Origin of the sequence: Flavobacterium panacagri, from assembly GCF_030378165.1 — a bacterium.
GTDB classification, from domain to species: domain Bacteria; phylum Bacteroidota; class Bacteroidia; order Flavobacteriales; family Flavobacteriaceae; genus Flavobacterium; species Flavobacterium panacagri.
In genome coordinates, this window is record NZ_CP119766.1 from 2,684,797 (window position 1) to 2,708,576 (window position 23,780).

Consider the following 23,780-nt stretch of genomic DNA (forward strand, 5'->3'; position numbering starts at 1 on the left):
TCATAAAAAATTATCTATTACGCAACAATTAAAGTAATTCTTTTTCCGAAAGTTGTTTTAAATATAACGATGCATAATATCCCTCCTGATTTATTAATTGATTATGAGAACCTTGTTGAATAATCTTACCATCTTCGAGTATAATAATTTTGTCTGCATTTTTAGCAGATGATACTCGATGACTCACAATTATGGTTGTTTTGTCTTTCGAAATCTCAAACAAATTGTTTAAAATCATTTCTTCGGTTTCAGTATCAACGGCAGATAAACAATCATCAAAAAGTAAGATTGCAGGGTTCTTAATAATCGCTCTAGCAATCGAAACACGTTGTTTCTGACCTCCCGAAAGTGTAATCCCTCTTTCTCCTAAAATGGTGTCGTATTGTTTGTTAAAGGCAATAATGTTGTCATGAACCACTGCATTTTTGGCTGCTTCAAATACTTCTTCGTCAGTGGTATTCTGGTTTCCGAATTTAATATTGTTTTTGATAGTATCAGAAAATAAGAAAGCATCTTGAGGTACAATTCCGATATTGTTTCGAAGATCATTTAGGTTTAAAGTACTGATTTCGTTTTCGTCAATTTTAATTTCTCCTTCAGTAACGTCGTACAATCTAGAAATCAAAGAAAGTATTGTCGATTTTCCGGAACCGGTTTTTCCTAAAATGGCGAGAGTTTCTCCTTTTTTAACGGTAAAGGAAACATTTTTTAAAGCTTCGATATTGGTATCTTGGTAAGTAAAAGAAACATTTTCGAAAGTTATATTTCCTTTTATATCGGATGAATTTTCATTGTTGTTTTTAATTTCCGGCTCGATTTTCAAAAATTCATTCAAGCGTTTTTGAGAAGCTTCGGCTTCCTGAACCATTGATGAAACCCAACCTAAAGAAGCAACCGGCCAAGTCAGCATGTTCACATATAAAATAAACTCAGCGATGGTTCCAATGTTTGGGATACTTCCGTTGATGTACATTACACCTCCAAAATAAATTACAACCAAATTACTGATTCCAATAAGCGCAATCATCAATGGGCCAAATAAAGATTGAACTCTTGCCAGACTTAAACTTTTACGTTTGCTTTCTTCTGCAAGATCAACCATATTATTCTGATGCTGATTTTCTAAAGAATACGCTTTGATTACACGAATTCCTGAGAATATTTCCTGAGTAAAACTTGAAACCTTAGAAAGGTACTGCTGAAAAGTAGTGCTTCGTTTATTGATTTCGGAACTTAGCTTGAAAATGCAATAAGAAAGAATCGGCAACGGTAATATGGTATATAAGGTAAGAAGCGGCGATACATTATACATATATAATATAACAATCGCAAAACGTATTGCTGTATTAATAGTATACATAACAGCCGGCCCAACATACATTCTGACTTTTGAAACGTCTTCACTGATTCGGTTCATTAAATCTCCGGTTCGGTTTTGTTTGTAAAAAGTCTGCGAAAGATTCTCATATTGTCTGAAAACTTCATTTTTCAAATCAAATTCAATATGGCGGGACATTACAATTAAAGTCTGACGCATCAAAAATGTTAAAAAGCCGGCTACAATCGTTGTGCCAATGATTAATAATACGTTATGGATTAAATCTTGGCGATAAGAAGCAATTATAATCTCTGATTTTTGGTTGGCAATCGGAAGTTTATCAAAATTCTCAATGGCGTTTAAAGACTTACTAATAAGCTTTGGAGTGTATAATGAAAATATTTGTGCGATTATAGTGGTTAAAATTCCAAGTGAAAAACTGTATTTATATTTGATGAAATATTTGTTTAAATAGCTTAATTCTTTCATTTTTTTAAGAAATCTGATATTGAATTGATTTGAATTTAAGAATTATTATTAAATAAAATTATAATAACTTACGATTTAATCAAAACAATTATATTGTAATATTGTTATTTTAAAGATAAAAAATTAGCACATGTGTATTTTTTAATTAAGTTTGAGTTGTCTTTTTGACGAATTCATAATTTTAACCTAATTAATACTAGCGCTATGGATGCAACTTTCGCAACTGGAAAGGAACTTCAAAAAATGGATCCTGTTTTTGGTCAATTATCTTTTGACGATCACGAACAAATTGTATTTTGCAATGACAAAGATACAGGTTTAAAAGCAATTATTGGTATTCATAATTCGGTTATGGGGCCAGCTTTGGGAGGAACCAGAATGTGGAATTATAACACAGAATGGGAAGCTTTAAACGATGTTTTACGCCTTTCTAGAGGTATGACGTTTAAATCGGCTATTACTGGACTTAATATTGGTGGAGGTAAAGCTGTTATTATCGGTGATGCTAAAACACAAAAAACACCTGAATTAATGCGTAAGTTTGGTGAATTTGTTCATTCACTAAGCGGCAGATATATTACGGCAGAAGATGTCGGAATGGAAACTAAAGACATGGATACTGTAAGAGATGTTACGCCTTATGTTACAGGTATTTCTGAAGAAAGAGGTGGTTCTGGGAACCCTTCGCCTGTTACAGCTTACGGGGTTTATTTAGGTATGAAAGCGGCAGCTAAAAGTCAGTTTGGAACTGATGTTTTAGAAGGAAAAAAAGTTTTGGTGCAAGGAATTGGACACGTAGGCGAAACTTTGGTTGAGTACTTAACTAAAGAAGGAGCGCAGGTAACGATTACGGATATTAACGAAGAAAAATTGTATCAAGTTGCTTCAAAATACAATGCAACAATCTACACTGGCGAAGATTTATATACTGCTGATGTGGATATCTACGCACCTTGTGCTATGGGAGCAACAATCAATGATAATACAGTAAATAAAATTAAAGCTAAGGTTATTGCTGGTGCGGCCAACAACCAATTAGCAGATGAAAATGTTCACGGTGCGATTTTACAAGAAAGAGGAATTTTATATGCTCCGGATTTCTTAATCAACGCTGGTGGAATCATCAATGTTTATGCTGAATTGGCAAACTACGGTAAAGCTGAAATCATGACAAAAACAGAGAATATCTACAATACAACTTTAGAAATTATAGATTTTGCTGCTAAAAATAATATGACAACGCATAAAGCGGCACTTACAATTGCTCAAAATCGTATCGATCAAAGAAGAATCGAGAACGCGGCTAAGTAATTAGTGTTCAGTGTTCACTTTTTTAGTGTTCAGGTAAAGTCTCAATTTACAGTTTGATCTGTAAATTGAGACTTTTTTTATCAGTACAATAAGACTGACCACTTAAATTCTGACCACTGCATACTTTAACTGACCACTAAATCCTGAAAACTGACTACTAAAAAGGCGACTTTTTTACGAATTAATTTTAAAATACGCATCTAAAGTTATACTTTTGCAGACTAATTTTTAAATGTTCTTACGAGGTGGTAAATAGAAGACACATACGCGTTAAAGTAATGCAATCCATTTATGCAATGCATCAAAGCGGTTCTGATAATATGGAAAAAGAAGAAAAATTTCTTTTTTACAGTATTGATAATATTCAGGACTTATATCTTATAATGCTTTCTTCATTGATAGAAATTTGTAAAAAAGAAGCCGTTTATTTACATCTGTCAAGTAAAAAACATCTTGCTACTGCAGCAGAACGTAATCCAAATGAAAAATTTGTAAAGAACAAGATTTTTCAACTTCTTGCCGAAAGCAACTCTCTTAGCATCGCTTTAGAAAATCGTAAAATCAACAATTGGTCATTAAATGACGATTATATTATTTTGCTTTTAAATGATGTAAAAGCAAGTGATATCTACAAAAAATACATGTCGAATAATGTCAATACGTTTGAAGAAGACAGACAGTTCATCATTGATTTGTTTGAAAACGTAATTGTTCCAAATGAAAAATTATATGAGTATTTAGAGGATGATAAATTAACTTGGGTTGATGATATTCCTGTTGTAAACACTCATATCATTAAACAATTGAAAGCGATTAAAACCGAAGAACCGGACGATTTTAGAGTGCCAAAATTGTATAAGGATGTTGAGGATAAAGATTTTGCTAAAGATTTGTTTAGAAGAACTGTTTTAAATGAAACGGCTTTTGCAAAAGAATACGAAGATAAAACACCAAACTGGGACAGCGATCGTATTGCAGAAATCGATACTATTATCCTGAAAATGGCGATTTGCGAGTTTCTTAAATTCCCATCGATTCCAGTAAAAGTAACTCTTAACGAATATTTAGAAATTGCAAAAGAGTATTCTACTCCAAAAAGCAGTATTTTTATCAACGGAATTTTAGATAATCTGGTAAAAGAGCTTACAGCTAATAAAAAGATGCTGAAAACAGGAAGAGGATTGATGTAAAATCTGGAAATTCCAAAAAAGAAAAGACAAATTCCAAAAAGAAAATATTAATTATAAATCAAAAACAAATTTAAATTATGGGACAATTATCTCAATTTGCGCCATTTCTTTTAATGTTCGTGGTACTTTATTTTTTCATGATCAGACCACAGCAGAAAAGAGCTAAAAACGAAAAAGAATTTGAAAGCAACCTTAAAGTAGGGGATAAAATAGTTACAAAAAGTGGTTTTCACGGTAAAATTGCTGAATTAGCAGAAACTACTGTTGTAATCGAAACGATGTCTGGAAAATTAAAATTAGAGCGTTCTGCTATCTCTTTAGAGTTGAGTGCCGCTTTGAATAAGAAAGCATAATTTTAAAAAAAAATACAATATTTAAATCCCAAATTCCAAATAGGAGTTTGGGATTTTTTTTGCGTCTTGTATTGTCATTTCGACCGAAATCGCACTCGCTTATCGACAAAGATTGGCGAAATGTTTTGCGGAGTTTCTCTTGTGATTTCTCCCTTCGGTCGAAATGACAATACTTTGCTCATAAAGAAAAACCTTAGTAAAAGTTTTAAACTTTTACTAAGGTTTCGTTTTATAGATTGGAATTTCTACTACCTGTATTTATCATTCAATCCAACATTTGCCAAAATCATCGGAACCACTTTCTCAATTCTTGCGAGTTTTGTTTTTTCTTGTTTAGCAGATTCAATATATTCTAAAAACTCGTATTGTTTATAAGGTTTGAAATTCTCAAAAGCTTCTTTTAGAGCCGGATTTTGTTCCATTTCTTTGTTTAGCAATTCTGAAATGATGACTTCTTTTTTAGAAGGTTTTATTGCTTTTCCCTGCTTTTCGATTTCAATCGCTTCTAAAATATATTCAAGAACTTCTTTTTCGTTTACTTCTTCTTTTGAAGTAAAACGCCATTGACGCATTGATTTTGTTTTATCTTCCTGAGCATTGATGAGTCTCTTTTTTTCATCTTTCAGAAAGACACCATTTAAAAACCAAATCGCAAAATAATTTTTAAAACCTCCAATTCCGATAACATTTTTCTTGTTGTAAACATAAATTGGGCCTCCCCATTTTATGGTTTCGACCAGTTCGGTTTTATCAATAATAGATTTCAGGAAAAGAAGTTCTTCTTCCCATTGATTGACTTTGTCCCAAACATGTTTTTTATCAGAATCTGTTTCCACTTTATCTTTTTCTTTTAGTTTTTTCAGGTGCGTCAAAAATCCCAGGAATAGCAGTCAATTCAGCAATTTTTACAATTACGTTTGTTGCTTTCTGAATGCTTTCAGCAGGTACGTATTCGTATTTTCCGTGGAAATTATGTCCTCCTGCAAAAATATTCGGACAAGGTAATCCCATAAATGATAATTGAGATCCATCAGTTCCGCCGCGAATAGGTTTAATGATTGGTTTGATGTTTAATTCTCTCATTGCTTTTTCGGCAATATCCACAATATGTTTTACCGGAAGAACCTTTTCTTTCATGTTGTAATATTGGTCTTTTACAACGGCAATTACAATATCTTCGCCAAATTTTTTCGCAAATCTTTTATTGAATTTCTTCGCAATTTTATGAATCAATTCTTTTCGTTTTTCGAATTTCTTTTTGTTGTGGTCACGAATAATCAATTCTAAAACCGTTTCTTCTATGTTTCCTTTGATGTGATGTACATGAAAGAATCCTTCGTAACCTTTGGTCTCTTCTGGAGTTTCTCCTTTCGGTAATTCATTGATAAATTCATTAGCCAAAAGCATCGAATTGATCATTTTTCCTTTTGCATAACCAGGGTGGACACTTTTTCCTTTGAAAGTAATTTTAGCTCCAGCAGCATTAAAATTTTCATATTCTAGCTCTCCAATCTGGCTTCCGTCCATTGTATAAGCCCATTGCGCTCCAAATTTTTCCACATCAAAATGATGAGCGCCACGTCCGATTTCTTCATCAGGAGTAAAACCAATTCTGATTTTTCCATGTTTAATTTCTGGATGCTGCATTAGATATTCCATTGCCGAAACAATTTCTGTAATTCCAGCTTTATCATCGGCACCTAACAGCGTCGTTCCGTCAGTTGTAATGATGGTTTGTCCTTTATATTGCAATAAATCTTTGAAGTAGTTTGGAGATAAAACGATGTTTTTCTCAGCGTTCAAAACAATATCTTTTCCGTCGTAATTTTCAACGATTTGAGGTTTTACATTAGCTCCGCTGAAATCTGGTGAAGTATCAAAATGAGAAACAAAACCAATGGTTGGAACCTCATGATCTACGTTGCTTGGAAGCGTCGCCATAATATAGGCTTTATCATCTATAGTAACCTCTTCAAGTCCGATTGCCTTTAATTCTTCGACTAATTTATTGGCAAGATTCCATTGTTTTTGAGTGCTTGGTGTTGTTTGTGAATTTGGATCTGATTCAGTATCAATTGTTATATAACTGATAAAACGATCTATGATATGTTGCATTTTTTTAGATTTTTAGCAAATATAGAAAAAAAATCTGCTGTGAAATTTAGCTTTATGGATCTGTTTTAATAAAAAAAGGGATTCGCTACAGAATCCCTTTCGACTATTTTGAAGTTGTTATATGCCTTTTACGCATCTAAAACCAACATGATTTGCAGCAGATCTAATTTCGCCTTTTCCTCTAGTTCCAACCATGTAGCGAGTGCAATATTGGTCAGTACATAAAAAGGAGCCGCCTCTATGTACTCGTTTTATTTCTGTAGGATCATTAGGGTCGTAATAAGCCTCTGGGCCTTTAGGGTTTTTAACTGTTTTGCCAGTTTCAGCTAATGATTTATAATAATCTACGCTGTACCAATCGTTTACCCACTCCCATACATTTCCGGCCATATCATATAAGCCATAAGCGTTAGGAGCAAATTGAGCTGTTGGTGCAATTCCTTTAAATCCATCTTCGCCTGTGTCTCCATCTTTAATAGGGAAGTGGCCTTGATAAATATTGGCTTGAAATTTTCCGTTTGGTTTTAAAGTATTTCCCCAAGCATATAGATTTCCCGTTTTACCACCGCGCGCTGCAAACTCCCATTCCGCTTCTGTAGGAAGTCTTTTTCCTGCCCATTTTGCATAAGCTGCAGCATCTTCGTAGACGACATGAACAACAGGATATTTTTCTTTTCCTTTGATGGTACTTTGAGGGCCTTCAGGATGTCTCCAGTCAGCACCAGGCTCGTAACGCCACCATTGCAAGAAATTATTAAAATTAACAGCAGATGGAGTAGGTGTAAATACAACAGAACCTGTTATTAAATCTTCTTCACTTGCCGTTGGAAATTCTTCTTTAGTTGGTTTTTGTTCTGCAACAGTTACATAACCAGTAGCTTTTACAAATTTTTCGAATTCTTCGTTAGTGACTTCTGTTTTATCCATATAATAACCATCAACATATACACGATGAATTGGAGCAGCATCTTTGGTAACACCTTTTATACTGCACAAACTTTCGTCTTCAACATTACTTCCCATAGAGAATTCTCCACCTGGAATCCAAACCATTCCTTCTGGTGTTTTTCCAGATGGTTTGTTTTTGTTTTCGATTGTTGGCTTAAATACAGATGGTTCTGAAGTATTTGGAGTTTCATGACAATCTGCAGTTGCTGCTATTTCTTTTTTAGGTACAATTAGTTTAGTGTAACCGTAAGCGAGTGAAATAATGGAAATCGTCAGTATAGCAAAAATCCAAAAGGTTTTATTTTTCATGGTTAATAGTTTTGATCTGAAATAATGGTTGTCAAATAGATGGGGTAAAATTATGAAAATAACTTTTAATAGTATATTAATTTTATAGAATTAATAAATATTACTTGTCTTTCTCAACAAGAACAACTTCGTATTTGTTTTTTCCATCTATTTGGACAGGTTGATAATACGTTTCTCCAAATTTGATGTATTTGACATCGCCAACTGTAACTTCTTCACCGCCTTCTGGTAAATTTTCTACAATTGTGCCTGCCGTTGGAGCGACTACAGTATACTTTTCGCCATCTTTTTCATAATAAGTGCCACCGTAGTAATAATTATTTACTGTTCCAGTATTAACAGTTTGTGCTCCGCTGGGGATATTGTTTACAGTTCCTCCTACAGGTGCGGGTACTGCCGTATAGCCTCCATTTGATGGCGCATACCAAACTCCTTGATCATAATGATATTGAGTGCTTTCTACGCTAACTACAATTGCTGTTACGGCTAATGTAGCAACGAAAAAACCCCAAGGATGCCAGACTGGTCCCCAATAAAAAGGTCTGTATGGATGATAATAATAAGGATGGTAGCCGTAATATCGATAACCGCCATATGCATAAGGAGGACGAGTATAAACAACTGTATTTCTTCTTACAACTGTATTGCGATTATTGTTGATTGTAATATCTCTGCTTCGGTCTACATTTCTAGTATTGCCACTTATGTTGGTGTTTCTGTTACCAGTTCTATTATTGTTATTTCTATTGGCTGTTGCAGGTCTTGCTGTTTTGTTATTAGAATTAGCAGGTCTGGTAATTTTATTGTTAGAATTGGCAGGTCGTTGTATGCCACTACCGTTTGAACCAGGTCTTGTGGTTTGTGCAGGTCTTGCAGTTTGTACAGGACGAGTTGTTTGTGTGGGTCTTGCATGTGTTGCACCGCCAATATTTCCACCTCTATTGATACCGCCTCCGCCACCACGATGAGCGGCACCTCCGCCACCGCCTCGGCGCTGTGCAAAGCTATCTATTGAAATAAGGAAAAATGTCCCAATCAGGCACATAAGTGCCATAGTTCTTATTGTTTTGGATATGTTTTTCATTTTCAGCGATTTAAGTGAATTAAAGTTATGAAAAAAAAGGTTTCGTTTTTTGAAATAGGTCAAAAGTTTGATTTAGCTTTTTTTTGTTTTAAAGTGAAATATCCCATTGTATTCTAAAACGCCAGCCCTGTTCCAATGGCAACGTTTTATCTTGAAAACTGAAATAACTAACCTCAGACGTAAGTTTGTTTTTATGGCCTTTAAAAAACCAGTTAAAAGCCAGTGTCGATTCGTCTTGTCTATTCTGTCTTATGGAATAATCTGGCCGGTAAGAGGCATGTCTTCCAGCCATTTCCAAATGTTTGGGCCACCAATGAAACACATTATGAAAGAAGAATCCAGCCTGAACATAATAACCTTTCATTACGGTCATATCATTATTGTTGTATTTATCTATAATTTCTTTGGTATGCCATTCGCTTTGCCAAGAAAAACCTTTGTACATAAAAGCCGTTTCTAAATTCCACTGATTGACTCTGTATTGCCCGGGAAGACCATCTTCAAATCCGTCTAGAGAACCTCCTCCAGCTTGAGAGAAACGAGTGTAAGGGCTTCGGTTGGTTATGGCAGAAAAGGCAATAATTGGAGTTGGTTTTTCGTGAAATTCTAAATCACAACCTTCAAAATCCAGAAATCTTCCTAGAAAATTCCATTGTGCTCTTCCAAAATACATTAGATTATTATCGTCATTGGAAGTGCTTCCGCGTCCTGTTCCTGTTAAAGCCGCGAACCAATAATTAAAATTGGCAATGCCGTTTCCTTTTAGATGACCGTACACTTCGGCTCCTAATTGTCTGTCAACCGTAAAAGGTCTATTAATAAGAGATCGTTCCACCATTTGCTGTTCGCCACTGCTAATGAAGCGTTCGCGGGTAAATTCTGTTTTCCATTGTCCGACTTTAAAACTTAAAAAATCCCATTTTTCAATCATAATTCTAAAATCAAGTAAATTAGACTGACTCAATTCATATTCCCAATAATACTTAAGCCAAGGTTCAAAAGCATGACCGCCGATTTTTAAGCGGGCACGATTTATTTTAAAAGTAGTTTTCGCATCTTGACTGTAATCATCATAAGTGAGAGGATCAGTGTCGTAAGGAGTAGAAAAACGAAATTGTAAACGGCTTTGAAGCTGAAATAAAAATTTATTATCTCTAGTTTGTAATTCAATTCCTTTACTTCCATATCGAACATTCATCAGTTTTGTAGTGTCTTTTTCTTGTTGAGATATTCCTCTCCAACTGATAAGAAGCAGTGCAAGTAAAAGAAACGCTTTAGGATGAATTGTTTTTTGCGAGTTGGACATAAGTTTATCGGATTGTATTTCTAACTTGTTTTATAAATCTATTCTTTTCCAAAGTTTTTGGCAATTCCTAATCCAATTCCCCAGCTGTCGTAAGCATTCCATTTAAAGTCATAACTTACTGTGCCGAAAATTTCCCAGCCTTTTGGCAGTTCATAACCATATTCTGCTCCAGCGCGGGTTAAGAAAAAATTTTCTTCTTTTGCAAATTCTCCTCCAAAACCTAAAAGAAAACTCCAGTGTTCATTTGGTTTATAGATTCCCATTAGAGCAGGGGCGATTGGATAACTTCTTTCAACAGTTTCTTTGTCCTCCCCACTGGCAAGATTTTTTTCGACTTTGAATTTTTCAATTATAAAGTCGGTATGAAGACCGATTGCCCATTTTTCGTGAAACTGAAAAGTATAATCCAATCCCCATGCAGGAAGGCTTAAAACTTCACGATTTCCTTCGTCATCACGACCTTCAAAAACATGCACATGATTGATCGAAAGTCCAATTTGATGATGTGGACTGAAACTCTTTTCTTTGTTTTCTTGAGCTGTAATGTTTGAATAACCGGATAAAAAGAAAAAAGTGACCAGAAGAAATATTTTTCTAAACCAATTATAAATTCTTCCTGTTGTTTCATTTAGCATAACTTTCAATTTTTGAAATGAAAAATAGTCACAAGATGTTTTTCTTAAATGTCTCAAAATTAAATAATAAAAAATCCAAAGAAGCTTATCGAAAGCCTTGAAGTGGTTTCATTTTATAATTTGCAACATCAAAAAAGTCTTTTCTGTAATGGTTTGAGCTTTAAGAAATAGTAATCTCTTTTGAAGACATTTTAAAGAATTGAACAAAATCGAAATTATTTGTTGGAGCAATTAAGTACCTTTTTAAACTATAATATTTAAATTTGCACCCAAAATAACACCAACACACTCATGTATAAATTGATAATTCGTCCGATACTTTTTTGGTTTGATCCAGAAGAAGTGCATTACTTTACTTTTTCATTCGTTAAATTCATTTCAAAAATCCCAGGAGTTTCGGCAATTATAAGATCAATTTATGAGGTAAAAGATTCTCGATTGGAAAGAGAAGTTTTCGGAATCAAATTCAAAAATCCAGTTGGACTTGCAGCTGGTTTTGATAAAGATGCAAAGCTTTACAAAGAATTAGGCGATTTTGGTTTTGGTTTTATCGAAATCGGAACGGTAACTCCGGTTGGACAAGAAGGAAATCCGAAAAAACGTTTGTTCCGTTTAAAAGAAGATCAGGCGATTATTAACCGAATGGGATTTAATAATGGCGGCGTTCTAGAAGCTGTGGAGCGTTTGAAGAAAAATTCGGGAGTTTTAATTGGAGGAAATATTGGAAAAAACAAAGTAACGGATAACGAAGATGCGGTTAAAGATTACATCATTTGTTTTGATGCTTTGTATGATCATGTTGATTATTTTGTGGTAAACGTAAGTTCTCCAAACACTCCGAATCTAAGAGCGTTGCAAGATAAAGAACCTTTGACAGCTTTATTGCAGACTTTGCAGGATAGAAATGTTGAAAAACAAAAAACAAGCACGCAGAAAGCAAAACCAATTTTATTAAAAATCGCTCCAGATCTTACAGATGAGCAATTGTTAGATATTATTGATATTGTAAAAACTACTCAGATTGCAGGTGTAATTGCAACCAATACAACCATTTCCAGAGAAGGTCTGCAATCTTCTAATCAGTCTGAAACGGGTGGATTGTCTGGAAAACCATTAACAAAACGTTCTACTGAAGTAATTCGCTTTCTTTCGGAAAAAAGCAATAAAGCATTTCCAATTATTGGAGTAGGAGGAATTCACTCCGCAGATGATGCCATCGAAAAACTAAATGCAGGAGCAAGTTTGGTACAATTGTACACTGGTTTTATTTACGAAGGGCCAGCGTTGATCAAAGCAATTAATAAGAAAGTTTTAGGAAAGCTGTAAAAGCATTTGAACCAATAATCCAGCGAGAATTGCAATTCCAAAACTGATTAATGTGCCGATTAAAACATATTCGGTCAACTTTCGGTCTTTGGCTTCTTTTAAATCGCCAAATCTAAAAATGGATTTGGCAGCCAATAAAAATCCGATTGCTTCGAAATGATTCGTCAAGATAAATCCGAAAACGAATAAACGTTCCAGGATTCCGATATAATTTCCTGCAGCGACTAATGAGTTGTCCTGATTATTGATTTTGCTCTCAGGTGCCCAGATTGAAATTATGGTTTTAATAAAAATGGACGTTGGTTTGGTAAGGAGCAAAATACCAGTCACAAAAATCCAAAACAGATTATCCTGCCAAAAATAAGGGAGACTTTTGTTTTCATATAAAAGTACAATGCCAATTAAAACTAAAATATGAGCAATTTGATCCACTACAAACCAAGTGCGTTTGTTTTTCTTTTTTTGAAAATTTAGTTTGATCAAATCAATGATGCCATGCGTTACCGAGATTAAAACGGCGTAAGGAATAAAACGGATTTCGCCGGCTAGAATTGCGGCTAAAACTCCATGCAGCAAAATGTGAATATATAAGTAAATACTTTTATGTTTTTTGGTTTCTTTATGCGCAACCCAAGTTCCCGGCTGCCAGATAAAATCACCTAATAAATGCGCTAAAAGTAGTTTTACGAATAAAATCATAAGGCTGTAAGTTGTTTTATTTGAGTTCTAAAATATCGATCTAAATTCATAACTAAATCAAATTGAGCACGTTTTTGTCTTCGGCTCACGGCAGCTTGATTGATACCCAGTTTTTGTCCCAGTTCTTCTTGCGAAAGTGTAGGATTTTCTATTGCTATGGCAACAAATTCTGCGGATTGTACTAGCCAGCTGTCCATAAAAGTTAACGCCAATTGCAGCATTAAATTGAGTTTCTCGTCAAAATTAGTATCTCCTGTTCGCAGTGCCAAAGTAACTTTCTGTTTTTTTAATGTTTCAAAAAGTTCTCCAGAATGAATAAAAGCCGAACCATTGCTTTCGGATATTTTTGCTGCATTATGTGTTTTATCTCCAAAACCAATACTCATCCTCGCGTCTGATTTTATGGCACGTAAACGAGCCTTAATTAAAATAGCAGCCAACAAGGCTTCTTCAGGATTAGAAACTTCTATCTGGAATTCATCACCGCGATATACTTCCCATTGACTTGGCGTAGCACCAAACGGAGCTAGAATCTTTTTTAAATCTTCCACCCAATGTTCTGATTTCTGCTGTCTTGATCCAATTATATCTCCCGTAATTACACTAGTCATAATCAAATATAATTAAAAAATAATAAACTTTCTATTACAAATATAAGTAATAAAATTAATTATTACGTTTTTTGGTAATATTATAAAATATTACATTTTTGTGTAATAATCTAATGTATTACGATATTGAGTAATAATAGCATTCTCTAAAATTCTCTTTTATTTCTTTAAAAAAGAAACTACCTTAGCTTTTACAAAAGAATAAGCTTTGAATAAAGAAATCAAAATCATTGAATGTCCCAGAGATGCCATGCAAGGCATAAGAGATTTTATTCCGATCCAAAATAAAGTTTCCTATATACAGGCTTTGCTTAGAGTAGGTTTTGATACGATTGATTTCGGGAGTTTTGTTTCTCCAAAAGCAATTCCGCAGATGCAGGATACTGCAGCAGTTTTAGAACAGCTGGATTTGTCTCAGACGACTAGTAAACTGCTGTCCATTATTGCTAATACGCAAGGAGCAGTAACGGCCTCCGAATACGAACAGATTCAATATCTTGGATTTCCATTTTCTATTTCAGAGAATTTCCAGATGCGTAACACACATAAAACTATTGCAGAATCATTGGTTACATTAGAAGAAATTCTGGAAGTTGCCGATAAAAAAAGTAAAGAAGTTGTAACTTATCTTTCCATGGGGTTTGGGAACCCTTACGGAGATCCGTGGAATGTAGAAATAGTAGCAGAATGGACAGAAAAGCTTGCCGGAATGGGCGTTAAGATTCTTTCACTTTCTGATACTGTTGGAACTTCTACGCCAGAAGTCATTACGTATTTGTTTTCTCATTTAATTCCGAAATACCCGAAAATTGAATTTGGAGCCCATTTGCATACCACACCAGATACTTGGTTCGAAAAAATTGATGCAGCAGCAAAAGCCGGCTGTACACGTTTTGACGGTGCAATCCAAGGATTTGGAGGCTGTCCAATGGCAACCGATAAGTTAACGGGTAATATGCCCACAGAAAAACTGATTTCCTATTTTACTGCAAACAAAGAACATACTGGTTTAAACTCTTTAAGCTTTGAAAGCGCTTATAATGAAGCCTCAAAATTGTTTGGAAAGTTTCATTAAAAAGCATTGAGATATGAATGATTTTGAACTTTGGTTAGAATTTGAAGAAGTTGATCCAGAAAATTGGAAGAAAGAGAATGACTTTTGCAATATACATGTAATAATGAAAGATGGTAGACGATATGGAATAAATGTTTGGACATACGATTTTTTAAAAACAATAGTAGAATACGATAAAAAGCAAGGAGATAATCTAAATGGCTTATATCAAGTTCCTCCTGATTTATTTGTTAAAGAATTGTCTAGGGATTGTATCGAAAAAACAATTAACGATCTATTGAAAATTGGAAATTTAGAAGAAGTATTAAATTCTAGTATAGTTTCAAAAGATAGTGAATAATTCTCACTTACTCGGAAATTGTTTGGAAAGTTTCATTAATTAATAGTTATATTTACCTACCTTAGATAATGATTGTAAACATTAAGCGTTACATTTAATGTTGAAATAGTATTTGCCATGAAATTAATTCCTTCTCATAAAATTCCAAGTCTATTTTTCTTGACTTTCCTATTTTTTTCCTGTTCCAGCGAATTAGATTTCGACCAGATAAAAGATTTAAAATTAGAGCCGGTCGTTGTGGCAAATCTTGCCTATTTTGATATTCCTGCCAATCAGCTTATAGATGACGGTACAATCAATATAGCTTATGATGTTAGAAATTTTACTGTTTTTAAAGATAAATTTTTTAATGAACGATTAAAGAAAGCAGAGTTCGATTTTGAAATCGAAAATACGATTGAGCGCACCTTTTCTCTAAATATGCTTTTGATGAACGATCAAAATGAAGTACTGCAGACGATATCTTTTCCTGTCCCTTCTTATCAAGGAGGTTCCAATGTTATAAAATATCCAACAGAAGTTTTTGAAAATGAACGCCTAGCTCTTCTAAAACAAACCACTAAAATAGGATTCGTAGTTTTAATTGCTTCAGGCGACCCCTTGAATAGCCAAAGTTTAGGAAGCCTAAAATTGAGATCAAGTGCAACAGCTTATTTAGTGATAGAATGAGAAAAGTATATCTGATTTTCTGTATCGTTTTGCAGCTCTCTTGTTTCGCTCAAAATAAAGAGTTATTGTATAATTTTACTTCAATTCCACAATCATTACTTGTAAATCCAGGAGCTGATGTTTCGTATAAATATTATTTTGGCTTTCCTATTTTATCTGGAATTTCGGCTAATGTAGGATCAAAAGGTTTTACAGCCTATGACTTATTTGCTGATAATGGTGTAGACTTTAATCAAAAAGTCAGAAACGTAATCAATAAATCTTCCCGAAACGATAAAGTAATGACGAATCAGCAATTGGAAATTTTTTCTGGTGGTTTTAGAGTAGGAGGAAGAGAAAGTAAATCGTATGTTTCATTTGGACTGTATCAGGAATTTGATTTTTTCATGTATGTTCCTAAAGATCCTGCTCTGCTTGCTTTGAATGGAAATCGTGATTATATTGGAAAATCTTTTAATCTGGGAGATTTAACTGCCAAAGCTGAGGTGCTTTCTGTATTTCATATCGGATATCATAAAAAAGTAAACGATAAATTTGTTTACGGCGGACGTGCAAAAATCTATTCAAGCGGTGCCAATGCAACTTCAACTAAAAACTCTGGTTATATTTATACAGGACAGAATGCAGGAAATCCAAATATTTACGATCAAGTTATTTCTTCTAATTTAGAATTAAAGACTTCTGGAATCTCTAAGTTTACCAAAGATGAATACGAAGGAAACGTTGCAAGTGATTTAGTAAATAATACTTTTTTCGGTGGAAGTTTAGGGCTTGGAGTAGATGCCGGAATTACCTATTATATTAAAGATAATTTACAGCTTACAGCGAGTATAATTGATTTAGGTTTTATAAGACAATCTAAAGACATCGAAACTCTTACTTACAAAGGAACCTATCAATACAATGGAGTAAATCCTGATTTTATGGGCAATGATGATCCTGAAGATGTTTTTGATGAATTCGAAAAAGCTATTCCAAGAGATACATTATATAATAAATATACGACTTGGCGTCCAACTAAATTTTATTCATCCATTCAATATTCATTTGGAGAAGCACGTCCTGATGATGAATGCAATTGCCGAGGCCAGATTAATAAATACTATAAAAATGCCGTAGGAGCACAGCTTTTTGCTATGACCACACCGCGTGAACCTATTGCAGCTTTGACGGCTTTTTATCGAAGAAATATTTTTAGAAAACTAGATGTAAAAGCAACTTATACATTTGATACATTTTCAAACAAGAACATTGGATTAGGAGTTGCAGGAACAATTGGCGCAGTTAATATTTACGCTCTTGTAAATAATATTCTCGAATATAAAGATTTGTCTAAAGCGAACAGCGCGGCATTTCAACTCGGAATCAATTTTGTTTTTCAAGATAAAGACGACTAGTCTTATTTTAGTATTAATTAGAAGCAATTCCAGCTGTACATTTCAAGCACTCAACCCAAAAAACTTTTTTTCAAGATTTAAAAAGAGCTTCCTTTGGTCGCTTTTTTAAATCAGAAAAAAAATGTTTTTTGGCTTTTCGTGGCTTTCCATTTCCATCTGGGCTAGGTAATTCTATTTGTAAGATGATTCCTGTAAAGGTAAATTTATGAATAAGTTAGTATTCAAGTTAGCAATTTATTCACTATATTTGCACGCAATTCAACTAGAAATTGCACCATGATAGCACACAACTCCAAGATTATCGGCGAAGGTTTAACTTACGACGATGTATTATTAGTACCTAACTACTCGAATGTGCTTCCCCGCGAAGTGAGTATCAAATCAAAATTCTCAAGAAACATTACATTAAACGTTCCAATTGTATCTGCTGCTATGGATACAGTTACTGAAAGTGCAATGGCAATTGCTATGGCGCAAGAAGGCGGAATCGGTGTTTTACATAAAAATATGACGATCGAACAACAAGCAGGAAAAGTTCGAAAAGTAAAACGTGCAGAAGCTGGTATGATTATCGATCCGGTAACTTTACCAATGAATTCTACAATTGCTGATGCAAAAAATGCCATGAAAGAATTCGGAATCGGTGGTATTCCAATCGTTGACGAAAACAAAATCTTAAAAGGAATTGTAACCAATCGTGACTTACGTTTCGAAAAAAATGGAGCAAGACCAATCGCTGAAGTTATGACAAGCCAAAACTTAGTAACGGTTTCTGAAGGAACTTCTTTAGAGCAGGCTGAAGTAGTTTTACAAGGTCATAAAATTGAAAAATTACCAGTTGTAAACGAAAAAAACGAATTAGTTGGTTTAATTACGTTTAGAGATATTACAAAATTAACTCAAAAGCCAATTGCTAACAAGGATTCTTTTGGTCGTTTAAGAGTTGCTGCTGCCATTGGAGTTACCGGAGATGCAGTTCAAAGAGCTGAAGCTTTAGTTGCTGCAGGTGTTGACGCAATTATTATTGATACAGCTCACGGACATACAGAAGGTGTTGTAAACACTTTAAAAGAAGTAAAATCAAAATTCCCTCAAATAGACGTAATCGTTGGAAACATTGCAACACCAGAAGCGGCTAAATATTTAGTAGAAAACGGTGCTGATGGTGTAAAAGTAGGAATCGGGCCAGGTTCTATCTGTACTACACGTATTGTTGCAGGTGTTGGTTTCCCTCAGTTTTCAGCAGTTTTAGAAGTTGCTGCAGCGATTAAAGGAACAGGAGTTCCAGTAATTGCAGATGGTGGAATTCGTTATACAGGAGATATTCCTAAAGCAATCGCTGCAGGTGCTGACTGTGTAATGTTAGGTTCATTATTAGCAGGAACAAAAGAATCTCCAGGAGAAACTATCATTTTTGAAGGTAGAAAATTCAAATCTTACCGCGGAATGGGTTCTGTTGAAGCGATGCAAACGGGTTCAAAAGATCGTTATTTCCAAGATGTTGAAGACGACGTTAAAAAATTAGTTCCAGAAGGAATTGTTGGACGTGTTCCTTACAAAGGTGAATTGAACGAAAGTATGCTTCAGTTTATTGGAGGTCTTCGCGCCGGAATGGGATACTGTGGTTCAAAAGATATTCCTACTTTACAGGAAAGAGGACGTTTCGTGAGAATCACTTCAAGCGGAATTACTGAAAGTCACCCACATAACGTAACAATTACAAAAGAAGCTCCAAATTATTCTAGATAATTTTTAGTTTCTCACTATAAAACAAAAGGCGTAAGATTTAATTCTTACGCCTTTTTGATTTATTGCTTTATAAACTTAAAATCTACTGTTCAAAATATCTTCCGCAACAATATCAGAATGCAGTAAATCTTCCATTTTCTTTGTCATGCGTTGTGCTTCTAAAGCATAGCCAAACATTTTTTGTTCATAATCAGCGATAGCTTCGTCAATAGTTTCGAATTTTCCATTGGTTAAGTTTTGAGTTAAATGAAAAGCATCAAATAATCCCATATTTACGCCTTCTCCTGCAAATGGAGGCATTAAATGTGCTGCGTCTCCCACAAGAGTTATGTTTGAATGTTTTTTCCAAGGTTCTTCCAAAGAAAATAATCGCAATGGCAAACCAGAAAATTCAGTTGATGCAGCAAAGAATTTTTTATAATCATTTCCCCAATTTTTAAAAGTTTCATTTAAAAAAGCAATAACAGCTTGATCATCCTCAAAATTGATTCCGTGATTTGAAATCCAATCTTCATTGGCTTTAAAAGAAACTCCAAAATGTACTGAACCATCACGCATGGTATGTGTATAAAACATTTTTTGTTCGCCCATCGCCATGACGTTTCCGTTTCCGTATTTAGGTTTGAATTCTGGATAATCTTGATCTGGATTTACAATTTCTCCTTGAATAATATAAGTTCCAGAAAGTTGTGGTTCCTGATCGCTTATAAATTTTCGGGCATTTGATCTTCCTCCGTTTGCTACAATAACAAAATCAGCAGTTACTGTTTTCCCGTTTTTGAATTCCAAAATATATTGATTGTCTGTTTTTTCAAGATTTATCAATTGACAGTCCCAAACAACAGTTTCTTCTTGGAGATTCTCCAACATAATTTTTCTAAGATCGTTTCGGTCAATTTCAGGACGAGAAAAAGCATTCGTTTCGTTAGGCATTTCATCAGAAGTAATATTTCCGTCAATATCAGCCATTTTCTCACCAGTTGGTCTCGCGTATTTATAAAACTCGTCCATTAAACCCGCTTTTTGAATCGCATATTGACCAGAATCTGAGTGAATATCAAGTGTTCCACCAGAAGTTCGGGCCTGGGCATTTAGATCTCTTTCATAAACCGTAACGTCAGCGCCATTTACTTGTAAAATTCGAGCAGTTGTTAACCCGACTGGGCCACCGCCAATAATGGCAATTTTTTTATTTTCTATAATTGAAGTTTTCATTGTATTTATTTTTTTTTTGTAATTGCAATTTTCATTGATTTTTGCAATTGTTATTGATATTGAAAAATTAAGGAGTAAGAGCTTTTAGAACCAGATTAAAAGTTTCGTTTTTAAGTTCGTCTGTAAACACAAAAGGTTTTCCAGACATGGATTTTCCTTCTCTATGAAGTTCCAAAAGAGAATAGAGCGAGCCATAAGCAATACTCCAAAAAACTTCAAAAGTAACTGGAATAAGTTCTTTTTTTTCGATAGCATAAAGAATGAACTGTGACATGGTTTGTTTAAAACCACCTGTAATTTCTTCTACAATAGCATCGCCGTAAGTAGATTGTTTCAAGATTTCAAAACAAGTTGCTTCAAGGGTAAAATTAAGAGTGAAATAAATACGATTCTCCCACTGATTTTTAAGTCCGTCTTTAAAAGACATTTCTGGAGAAAAACCTTCCAGCATTTTATTAAATAGTTTTTGTCCAATTTCGATTCCTATTTTTCGAATCAAATCTTCTTTGTCCGAGTAATAAATGTAAAGAGTTGCAACAGAAATCCCGCATTCTTTTGCCAAACGGTTCATTCCAAAACCTTCTACTCCTTGGTTTACGATCATTTCAATTGCTTTTTGTTTTACAATCTCTTCTTTATTAATATCTCGTGTTCTCATAATTCTAAGTAATTAGAGTACAAAGATATAAATAATAAATGAACGATCGCTTATTTATTTAATATTTTTGTTTTTTATAATAAAAAAGCCCGCAAAAACTAATGTTTTACGAGCTAAAAAAAAAATACTTCGTTTTAAAATCCTAAATCTCAGAACTCTGATTAGATTCTCTAAGATTTTGATTTTCTAAAATCTCTTTTAAAAATGGCTTTGTCTCAGTTTCAATATCAGATTCTGATATATTTAAAGCTTTTGGATCTGATGCCAATTGCAGCCAAGGTTTTGGCCCGTCAAAATCATAACCTCCAAAAACGATAACAGGAGTTCCTTTTACTTTTACATTTTCTTTGTCTTTCAAAATCCATTCATCAGCAAATTTATAAAGGAATTTTGCGTCTTTTTCTAATAATCTTAAACAGGAATGAGAAGCTGGATAACCTGGCAGTTCATATTGATGAAAACCAACTCCTAGTTTATTTTCGATATTGAAATTCCATTTTAGCTCCCATTCGTCATTAAACGTGCTGGTTGTTTTTTCGGCTTTCCAGTTTGTGAAAAACAATCCAGTTGGAGTAGGGTCTTTTTTTCTTCCCATATTGGTTGGGCCAGTACGAACTAATTCGCCATTTTCATAGGCGGCAAAAGTCTGTGTTGGATAAGAAAATAAGATGATTTTCGAAACTTCCTGCAAAGCTGCGACATGTATTGGGAATGGAAGGTAATAAACTAGATCGCCACTAAAATCTGCTGGAATTACTACTGAATCCAATTTTTTTAAATTGGCTTTATCAGTTCTGTTTATCGCATAAACAATGTTCATTTTAGTGCTGTCAGCTTCATTCGCTTTGAGCCATTCTTTCGTTTTTTGGAACTGGTAAGAAACTGCGGCTTCGGGCTCTTTATATTCAACTACTTTTTTAGTGGTTTTATTTTCTGTTATTTCAATAGTATCTGTTTTTTTGCATGAAACCATTAAAACTAATATCAATATAAGTAGGGCGTTTGCGGTGTAATATAACTTTTTCATAGGTCGTTAATTTTATGAAAATAAAGTTATACATCTGATAGCCAAAAAGGGTTACATAATTTTTGGAATTGGTTTCGGGATTTACATTTTTAGATTGATGATAAAAAAGAATTGATATCCTGACTCCATTGGAGCTTGTTTTTTATTAAGTAGTTTTCATGTCCTGTATTTTTGTAAACACGAAGTTCTTTAAAGCCATTTAGATTTTTATAAATTTCATCTATTTCTGATCTGCTGACGCTTTTATCTTTTTCGCCATAAAGCAATAATGTGGGACAGTTAATTTTTTCGGCATATTCGGAAGGATTATGGTTAAATCCCCAAAAGCCATTTTGTATGCCGCCCCAAAAAAGTAAAATTCCTGCCATTGGAAAAGTGGGTGCATGCATTTTCTTAAATCTGGCACAAACAGTTTGATACATGGAGCCAAACGGGCATTCTGTAATTATACCTTTTGGCTTTATTTGAGTATCGTTAATGCATTTCATTATGGCCACGGCTCCCATGGAAGTTCCAAATAAATAAATGTTTTTCTCTCCTGTAGATAGTATATAGTCAAAACAAGTTTTTACTTCTTCAACTTCTTTAAAACCAATAGTTGTTTGATTTCCTTCGGAGTTACCACTTCCCATAAAATCAACAAGCATAGTACTAAAACCTAATTTTAAAAACTCATTTGATTTATCTAGCATTGATGATTTCTCACCACCATAACCATGAAATAGAATAACTGTTCCTCTAGAGTTTTGATTTTTAATCAGCCAGCATTCTATTTCTTTATTGCTTTTTAGTTTTATGGTTTGATATTTCTGAGTTGGAAATTTTTTATTTAGAGGTTTTGGATTGTTTACTCCAAAGAATAAAGTTTTGACTTTTTCAAAAGAGGAGAGCTTTTCAGGGCTCTCCGTTTTTTGGGACTTAGATTCTGCAAAATGAGTAAATTTATAAGCATGGATAAATGCTATTACATTTAGACATATAAAAAGAAATGCTATTATTTTAAAATATTTGTTGCGGAATAGCTTCATTTAAAAATGTCCTAATTGTATATTTTGATTTTGTTATTTCTGATTAGAAATTACATTTCTAATTTTAAAGTTTGCCCTTCGACAAGTATTCCTTGCGAAGATGTTATTTTTATTTTTTGATCCATAGTGTAACCAAGTGTTTCCCCATTTTTAAAAGTAACATCACTATCAATTACGTAAGCAATTATATTGGAGATGAAACCATATAGTTCTTGAACTGGTAATTGAGAATTTAAAACTTCCATTTCTTGTTTTTCAAATTCTTTTAATCCATAGGTATAAATACTGTTTCCTTGCTCAGAAGTTCTGATTCCAATATAAATCCATAAATGAATTGGAGATTTTTGTTGCTGTAAATCGGGAATGTATTCTAAATACTGCGATTTAGGTATTAATAATGTTTGACTGCCTTGATAAATTCCTAATGAATTTGATGTGGAAAGGATAGAGCATAATAATTTGCTTAAAATGGTGAATCTTTCTAGCTGACTTTTTTGTCCAGACATAACAGAAACGATAGCATGTCCGTCAAGATTTTTCAAATCTTCTTCTGCTGTCTGCCAGCTATAAGTATATTTGGCAGTTCCTGTGATATCTTCCCAAGGAATGTGTGCTCCTATAAATGCGACTGCTATTACTTCACCATTTATTTTAAAAATGGCAGAATCATCATCTCCAGTGAAATCTGTCACTGATAATCCCCAAAAATCTTTTAGGTTCTGTATTACACTGTCTATGCTGTAACGCTCGTTATTCTCGAACATTGGCATAGCAAGTAGTAGGTTGCTTTCTGTTTTTTCTGTTTTTTCCGAAGTTTCTTTTTTCTTAAAAAAGTCAAATAATCCCATAAGTTAGGTTTTATGTTAGGTTTGTATTAGCTGTGTTTTTTTAAGTCTCTTTACCTAAAAGCAACATAATTATTTTAAGC

Annotated in this window: 23 protein-coding genes; 9 read left to right on the forward strand and 14 right to left on the reverse strand. The window is 33.9% G+C overall.

From position 1 onward, the window contains the following. Positions 1-28 precede the first annotated feature (28 nt). Complete coding sequence (locus P2W65_RS11965; RefSeq protein ID WP_289665803.1) at positions 29-1,807, reverse strand: ABC transporter ATP-binding protein; 1,779 nt, start codon at positions 1,805-1,807, stop codon at positions 29-31. 204 nt (positions 1,808-2,011) lie between these two features. Between P2W65_RS11965 and P2W65_RS11970 the strand changes: the two genes are divergently transcribed. From P2W65_RS11970 to yajC, 3 genes are all read left to right on the forward strand, one after another. Continuing rightward, positions 2,012-3,118 (forward strand): Glu/Leu/Phe/Val family dehydrogenase, encoded by a 1,107-nt coding sequence (locus P2W65_RS11970; protein WP_289665804.1) that lies wholly within the window; start codon positions 2,012-2,014, stop codon positions 3,116-3,118. A 278-nt stretch (positions 3,119-3,396) separates the two neighbouring features. Continuing rightward, entirely contained in the window at positions 3,397-4,308 is a 912-nt protein-coding gene (gene nusB / locus P2W65_RS11975; protein ID WP_289665805.1) for a transcription antitermination factor NusB, read from the forward strand. Positions 4,309-4,385: 77 nt separating this feature from the next. Beyond that, complete coding sequence (gene yajC, locus P2W65_RS11980) at positions 4,386-4,661, forward strand: preprotein translocase subunit YajC (RefSeq protein WP_091496041.1); 276 nt, start codon at positions 4,386-4,388, stop codon at positions 4,659-4,661. A 248-nt stretch (positions 4,662-4,909) separates the two neighbouring features. Here the strand turns inward: yajC and P2W65_RS11985 are convergent, their stop codons facing one another. The 6 genes from P2W65_RS11985 to P2W65_RS12010 form a co-directional block, all read right to left on the reverse strand. Next, positions 4,910-5,497: a YdeI/OmpD-associated family protein gene (locus P2W65_RS11985; protein WP_289665806.1), complete on the reverse strand. Its 588-nt coding sequence runs from the start codon at positions 5,495-5,497 to the stop codon at positions 4,910-4,912. 1 nt (position 5,498) lies between these two features. Further along, positions 5,499-6,776, reverse strand: a complete 1,278-nt coding sequence (gene pepT / locus P2W65_RS11990) for a peptidase T (protein WP_289665807.1) — start codon at positions 6,774-6,776, stop codon at positions 5,499-5,501. Between the two features lie 117 nt (positions 6,777-6,893). Continuing rightward, positions 6,894-8,033 carry a formylglycine-generating enzyme family protein gene (locus tag P2W65_RS11995; RefSeq protein ID WP_289665808.1) on the reverse strand — a complete coding sequence of 380 codons (1,140 nt, stop codon included), beginning with the start codon at positions 8,031-8,033 and terminating at the stop codon, positions 6,894-6,896. 100 nt (positions 8,034-8,133) lie between these two features. After that, positions 8,134-9,117 carry a DUF6515 family protein gene (locus P2W65_RS12000; protein ID WP_289665809.1) on the reverse strand — a complete coding sequence of 328 codons (984 nt, stop codon included), beginning with the start codon at positions 9,115-9,117 and terminating at the stop codon, positions 8,134-8,136. A gap of 88 nt (positions 9,118-9,205) precedes the next feature. After that, positions 9,206-10,423, reverse strand: coding sequence for an OprO/OprP family phosphate-selective porin (locus P2W65_RS12005; RefSeq protein WP_289665810.1), 1,218 nt, complete (start codon positions 10,421-10,423; stop codon positions 9,206-9,208). Positions 10,424-10,461: 38 nt separating this feature from the next. Continuing rightward, positions 10,462-11,058, reverse strand: coding sequence for a hypothetical protein (locus P2W65_RS12010; protein ID WP_289665811.1), 597 nt, complete (start codon positions 11,056-11,058; stop codon positions 10,462-10,464). Between the two features lie 291 nt (positions 11,059-11,349). Here P2W65_RS12010 and P2W65_RS12015 point away from each other — a divergent pair, with 291 nt between their 5' ends. Further along, positions 11,350-12,384, forward strand: coding sequence for a quinone-dependent dihydroorotate dehydrogenase (locus P2W65_RS12015; RefSeq protein WP_289665812.1), 1,035 nt, complete (start codon positions 11,350-11,352; stop codon positions 12,382-12,384). On the opposite strand, the gene P2W65_RS12020 is transcribed toward P2W65_RS12015, so the two are convergent. Both P2W65_RS12020 and P2W65_RS12025 read right to left on the reverse strand, forming a co-directional pair. Further along, on the reverse strand, positions 12,370-13,083 hold the full coding sequence (locus tag P2W65_RS12020; RefSeq protein ID WP_289665813.1) for a DUF3307 domain-containing protein: 714 nt from the start codon (positions 13,081-13,083) through the stop codon (positions 12,370-12,372). The two genes, P2W65_RS12015 and P2W65_RS12020, sit on opposite strands and share 15 nt — an antisense overlap. Continuing rightward, entirely contained in the window at positions 13,080-13,694 is a 615-nt protein-coding gene (locus tag P2W65_RS12025; protein ID WP_289665815.1) for a hypothetical protein, read from the reverse strand. Before P2W65_RS12025 ends, P2W65_RS12020 begins: the two co-directional genes overlap by 4 nt. Positions 13,695-13,902: 208 nt before the next feature. On the opposite strand from P2W65_RS12025, the gene P2W65_RS12030 reads away from it, so the two are divergent. From P2W65_RS12030 to guaB, 5 genes are all read left to right on the forward strand, one after another. Beyond that, entirely contained in the window at positions 13,903-14,769 is an 867-nt protein-coding gene (locus P2W65_RS12030; protein ID WP_289665817.1) for a hydroxymethylglutaryl-CoA lyase-like TIM-barrel protein, read from the forward strand. Between the two features lie 13 nt (positions 14,770-14,782). Next, positions 14,783-15,109: a hypothetical protein gene (locus P2W65_RS12035; protein WP_179006960.1), complete on the forward strand. Its 327-nt coding sequence runs from the start codon at positions 14,783-14,785 to the stop codon at positions 15,107-15,109. Between the two features lie 117 nt (positions 15,110-15,226). Further along, positions 15,227-15,778, forward strand: coding sequence for a hypothetical protein (locus tag P2W65_RS12040; protein WP_289665820.1), 552 nt, complete (start codon positions 15,227-15,229; stop codon positions 15,776-15,778). Then, the gene (locus P2W65_RS12045) at positions 15,775-17,175 is read left to right on the forward strand and encodes a DUF5723 family protein (RefSeq protein WP_289665822.1); all 1,401 of its coding nucleotides are present in this window, start codon (positions 15,775-15,777) and stop codon (positions 17,173-17,175) included. The genes P2W65_RS12040 and P2W65_RS12045 overlap by 4 nt, the downstream gene beginning before the upstream one ends. 276 nt (positions 17,176-17,451) lie before the next feature. After that, positions 17,452-18,924, forward strand: a complete 1,473-nt coding sequence (guaB, locus tag P2W65_RS12050; protein ID WP_289665823.1) for an IMP dehydrogenase — start codon at positions 17,452-17,454, stop codon at positions 18,922-18,924. A gap of 75 nt (positions 18,925-18,999) precedes the next feature. Here the strand turns inward: guaB and P2W65_RS12055 are convergent, their stop codons facing one another. The 5 genes from P2W65_RS12055 to P2W65_RS12075 form a co-directional block, all read right to left on the reverse strand. Continuing rightward, the gene (locus P2W65_RS12055) at positions 19,000-20,139 is read right to left on the reverse strand and encodes an FAD-dependent oxidoreductase (protein WP_289665824.1); all 1,140 of its coding nucleotides are present in this window, start codon (positions 20,137-20,139) and stop codon (positions 19,000-19,002) included. 67 nt (positions 20,140-20,206) lie between these two features. Beyond that, positions 20,207-20,797 carry a TetR/AcrR family transcriptional regulator gene (locus P2W65_RS12060; RefSeq protein WP_179006970.1) on the reverse strand — a complete coding sequence of 197 codons (591 nt, stop codon included), beginning with the start codon at positions 20,795-20,797 and terminating at the stop codon, positions 20,207-20,209. A 142-nt stretch (positions 20,798-20,939) separates the two neighbouring features. Next, entirely contained in the window at positions 20,940-21,824 is an 885-nt protein-coding gene (locus tag P2W65_RS12065; RefSeq protein WP_289665826.1) for a L,D-transpeptidase, read from the reverse strand. An 89-nt stretch (positions 21,825-21,913) separates the two neighbouring features. Further along, on the reverse strand, positions 21,914-22,852 hold the full coding sequence (locus P2W65_RS12070) for an alpha/beta hydrolase (RefSeq protein WP_289665828.1): 939 nt from the start codon (positions 22,850-22,852) through the stop codon (positions 21,914-21,916). 50 nt (positions 22,853-22,902) lie between these two features. Then, positions 22,903-23,700 carry a DUF4261 domain-containing protein gene (locus P2W65_RS12075; RefSeq protein WP_289665830.1) on the reverse strand — a complete coding sequence of 266 codons (798 nt, stop codon included), beginning with the start codon at positions 23,698-23,700 and terminating at the stop codon, positions 22,903-22,905. Positions 23,701-23,780: the final 80 nt, after the last annotated feature.

Excerpts from the sequence above, each read along its gene's own strand:
- P2W65_RS12000 (WP_289665809.1), bottom strand. The coding sequence starts at position 9,117 with ATGAAAAACATATCCAAAACAATAAGAACTATGGCACTTATGTGCCTG.
- P2W65_RS12020 (WP_289665813.1), bottom strand. The coding sequence starts at position 13,083 with ATGATTTTATTCGTAAAACTACTTTTAGCGCATTTATTAGGTGATTTT.
- P2W65_RS11995 (WP_289665808.1), bottom strand. The coding sequence starts at position 8,033 with ATGAAAAATAAAACCTTTTGGATTTTTGCTATACTGACGATTTCCATT.
- pepT (WP_289665807.1), bottom strand. The coding sequence starts at position 6,776 with ATGCAACATATCATAGATCGTTTTATCAGTTATATAACAATTGATACT.
- P2W65_RS12045 (WP_289665822.1), top strand. The coding sequence starts at position 15,775 with ATGAGAAAAGTATATCTGATTTTCTGTATCGTTTTGCAGCTCTCTTGT.
- P2W65_RS12065 (WP_289665826.1), bottom strand. The coding sequence starts at position 21,824 with ATGAAAAAGTTATATTACACCGCAAACGCCCTACTTATATTGATATTA.
- P2W65_RS12060 (WP_179006970.1), bottom strand. The coding sequence starts at position 20,797 with ATGAGAACACGAGATATTAATAAAGAAGAGATTGTAAAACAAAAAGCA.
- P2W65_RS12010 (WP_289665811.1), bottom strand. The coding sequence starts at position 11,058 with ATGCTAAATGAAACAACAGGAAGAATTTATAATTGGTTTAGAAAAATA.
- yajC (WP_091496041.1), top strand. The coding sequence starts at position 4,386 with ATGGGACAATTATCTCAATTTGCGCCATTTCTTTTAATGTTCGTGGTA.
- P2W65_RS12075 (WP_289665830.1), bottom strand. The coding sequence starts at position 23,700 with ATGGGATTATTTGACTTTTTTAAGAAAAAAGAAACTTCGGAAAAAACA.
- P2W65_RS11965 (WP_289665803.1), bottom strand. The coding sequence starts at position 1,807 with ATGAAAGAATTAAGCTATTTAAACAAATATTTCATCAAATATAAATAC.
- P2W65_RS12035 (WP_179006960.1), top strand. The coding sequence starts at position 14,783 with ATGAATGATTTTGAACTTTGGTTAGAATTTGAAGAAGTTGATCCAGAA.
- P2W65_RS12005 (WP_289665810.1), bottom strand. The coding sequence starts at position 10,423 with ATGTCCAACTCGCAAAAAACAATTCATCCTAAAGCGTTTCTTTTACTT.
- P2W65_RS12025 (WP_289665815.1), bottom strand. The coding sequence starts at position 13,694 with ATGACTAGTGTAATTACGGGAGATATAATTGGATCAAGACAGCAGAAA.
- P2W65_RS11970 (WP_289665804.1), top strand. The coding sequence starts at position 2,012 with ATGGATGCAACTTTCGCAACTGGAAAGGAACTTCAAAAAATGGATCCT.
- P2W65_RS12015 (WP_289665812.1), top strand. The coding sequence starts at position 11,350 with ATGTATAAATTGATAATTCGTCCGATACTTTTTTGGTTTGATCCAGAA.
- guaB (WP_289665823.1), top strand. The coding sequence starts at position 17,452 with ATGATAGCACACAACTCCAAGATTATCGGCGAAGGTTTAACTTACGAC.
- P2W65_RS12040 (WP_289665820.1), top strand. The coding sequence starts at position 15,227 with ATGAAATTAATTCCTTCTCATAAAATTCCAAGTCTATTTTTCTTGACT.
- nusB (WP_289665805.1), top strand. The coding sequence starts at position 3,397 with ATGCAATCCATTTATGCAATGCATCAAAGCGGTTCTGATAATATGGAA.
- P2W65_RS12070 (WP_289665828.1), bottom strand. The coding sequence starts at position 22,852 with ATGAAGCTATTCCGCAACAAATATTTTAAAATAATAGCATTTCTTTTT.
- P2W65_RS12055 (WP_289665824.1), bottom strand. The coding sequence starts at position 20,139 with ATGAAAACTTCAATTATAGAAAATAAAAAAATTGCCATTATTGGCGGT.